Origin of the sequence: Chroococcidiopsis sp. CCALA 051 (assembly GCF_003015105.1) — a bacterium.
GTDB lineage: Bacteria > Cyanobacteriota > Cyanobacteriia > Cyanobacteriales > Chroococcidiopsidaceae > Chroococcidiopsis > Chroococcidiopsis thermalis.
Genome location: NZ_PYCI01000254.1, coordinates 1 through 2,574, shown reverse-complemented (window position 1 = coordinate 2,574; position 2,574 = coordinate 1). Strand labels below are relative to the sequence as shown.

General features: G+C 40.6%; 3 protein-coding genes. 2 read left to right on the top strand and 1 reads right to left on the bottom strand.

The features are described 5' to 3' along the window. Together C7Y66_RS30335 and C7Y66_RS30330 are read left to right on the top strand one after the other, a co-directional pair. A partial coding sequence (locus tag C7Y66_RS30335; protein WP_233222918.1) for a TonB-dependent receptor domain-containing protein occupies positions 1–323 on the top strand: 323 nt, incomplete at its 5' end. Between the two features lie 13 nt (positions 324–336). Next, complete coding sequence (locus C7Y66_RS30330) at positions 337–1,293, top strand: iron-siderophore ABC transporter substrate-binding protein (protein WP_106218774.1); 957 nt, start codon at positions 337–339, stop codon at positions 1,291–1,293. Positions 1,294–1,418: 125 nt separating this feature from the next. On the opposite strand, the gene C7Y66_RS30325 is transcribed toward C7Y66_RS30330, so the two are convergent. Beyond that, on the bottom strand, positions 1,419–2,258 hold the full coding sequence (locus C7Y66_RS30325; protein WP_106548368.1) for a DUF2887 domain-containing protein: 840 nt from the start codon (positions 2,256–2,258) through the stop codon (positions 1,419–1,421). Positions 2,259–2,574: the final 316 nt, after the last annotated feature.

Sequence of the window (2,574 nt, the reverse complement as noted above, 5' to 3'; positions counted from 1 at the left end):
AACCAGAGGATTCAAGCAGAGCCATCCAGTTGTTAATCAAGTCTGTTTTTCTCCATCCTTTACGAAATACCACTACCGGATTGGGCTTCGGTCTAGGAGTCTTTTACTATGGAGATCGTCAAGGTGAGTTAGGAAATACATTTACGTTACCAGGTTATACACGCACCGACGCTGCGATATTTTACGAACGAGATAACTTCCGAGCTTCGCTTAATATTCAGAATTTGTTCGATGTTGATTATTTTGTCTCTGCTCAAAACATAAATCGTGTTATCCCGGGCGATCCATTGACATTCGTAGGTACAATTTCTTGGGAATTTTGAATGATACATACCCATGAGAATTTCTTTGCGTCGCTTTATCTATCTATTGTTATTGGCAGTTTTGGCATTTACACTGACTTCGGCTTGTAGCAGAAACATTAATTATAGTATTACAAGCCCAAAACAACTGCGAGAAGATTGCCAAGTTGTACAACATGCAATGGGTAAAACGTGCATTCCTCGCCATCCTCAACAAGTAGTAACTTTGTGGATGGCTACTTTTCGTAGCACCTTAGCATTAGGTACTAAACCTATTGCAACTGCTTGGTATGCAGGCGATTCTTTTCCAGAACATCTTCAAGACAAAGCAGATGGAGTAGAAAATATTGGATTTCAGCCAAACTTAGAAAGAATTTTGTTACTAAAACCCGATCTAATTCTATCTACTACTCGGTTTAAAAATATTTATAAACAGCTATCTGATATTGCGCCTACTGTTGTATTGGATAATCCTAGTCCCCCTCCTCCTTGGCAAAAGCACTTGGAAGACGTTGCTAAAGTTTTGGATAAAGAACTGGAGAGTAAACAGTTAATTAAAGACTACTGGCAACGAATTGAACAACTTAAACAAGCGTTGGGCGATCGCCGTCTCCAAATGCAAGTATCAGTTGCCACTGTAGATAGAACTTATGGAATATACACCTATGGAATAAAACATCCTACTGGCGCACTTTTAAATGACGTTGGATTACAACGCCCACCTGCACAAAGCGGAGTTTTCTTCACAAAAGATCGGATTTCTCAGGAGAATTTGTCTGATATTGATGGTGATGTTTTATTCCTTTCCTATAGAGAAGAAGAAGCAGGTAAAAAAGCAATAGAAAGGTTACAAAAAGATCCACTGTGGCAAAAGCTGAATGTGGTTCAACGAAATCGGGTTTATCTTGTCGATTCTGCCCACTGGTACGCTTTTGATATTTTGGCAATGAATGCAGTGATTGATGACTTATTCAAATACTTAGTCAACTAATTTTAAAATAAGATTAATATCAAAAACACTCTTTGAAGGTTGTGACAATTAAAACAACACTAAAAAAAGCGATCGCCAACTGCTGACTTCTCGATCGCAAATATTGCTGTGCGAACGAAGAACAGTTAGCTTTCAACTGCTTCCAACCAGGCTTGTAGATCGGCTAGGCTGGTAAAATCAAGCAAAGCTTCACCAAGATTTTCCAATTGTTCCAAACGAAGAGATTCAATGCGCGATCGCGCCTCTTGCGGTAATTCTCCCACCCGTCGAGTTAATTGACGCAGAACGAGCGATTTTTCGCCTTCCTCTCGTCCTTCTTCCTTAATTTCGCGGTAAACCTGTGTTTCTTTGAGTGTAATGCCTAACATTTCCTCTACCTCCCGTTGGCTCTTATTTTCAAATTTGTACACCATTATCGTCGTTAATAAGTCTATCATGGCGCGATTTGCTGCTTGAGGTTGTTGCTGACTCCTTAAGAGTAAATACCTTGCCTCCTCAGTAGCTTGCGCCTCATCCACCGTAGTCAGAACCATCAATGCCACCCATACAGGTAAGGAGCGAATATCCCCTAACTCGTCCAAATATATCCGATTTACCTGTGGGCTGTTGAGCTGACTTAAGTAGGGGAGAAGATCGCTTTGTTCGAGACTGCGGGACGGATATATTATGACTATTTGTAAGTTACTAAACCTGGCACGATTGCGGTAGAAATATAAATAGGATTCCGCAAATACCCTTTCATAGAGCCTTTCATCCTTCTGGAATTGCACCTCACAAAAATACACCACACCAGGACTTTCCTCAACTGGTGGTAAAAATACGCCATCAATTTCAAATTTCGGCTCTTTGACTGCTACTGAATCAAACCTATATTCATCTGCATTTGCTGGCGGATTTGTCAAGAGTTCAAATAACAAACTAGGCGATTGTTGAAATAGTTTGTAAAATATCGAATCTCGACGCATAAAAACTCTGCCAAAATCGGCTCGCTCGTCTAAGACTTGCGATTAATTATCTTAACCCTGAAGTGCTTTCAACCAAACTAGTAAACCAGCTAGATTTTACAATCAATCCTAACGGTACTCGTTGACTCGCACAAAATTACCGCAACTATTGAAAACAAACAATCCAAAAGCGGTAATGTCCCCAGCGCGTGTTGCTCCTTCAACTCTAAAATTGCGCTCTAAATTAGACCTCCTGCATGAATCAAAAAATCATGGATGTCATTCTGTTGGCGAAGCCTTCCCGAAGGGTACGCAACGCAGTGTAGTGAAGCATCTC

Coding starts and splice junctions, on each gene's coding strand:
- C7Y66_RS30330 (WP_106218774.1), top strand. CDS start 337: ATGAGAATTTCTTTGCGTCGCTTTATCTATCTATTGTTATTGGCAGTT.
- C7Y66_RS30325 (WP_106548368.1), bottom strand. CDS start 2,258: ATGCGTCGAGATTCGATATTTTACAAACTATTTCAACAATCGCCTAGT.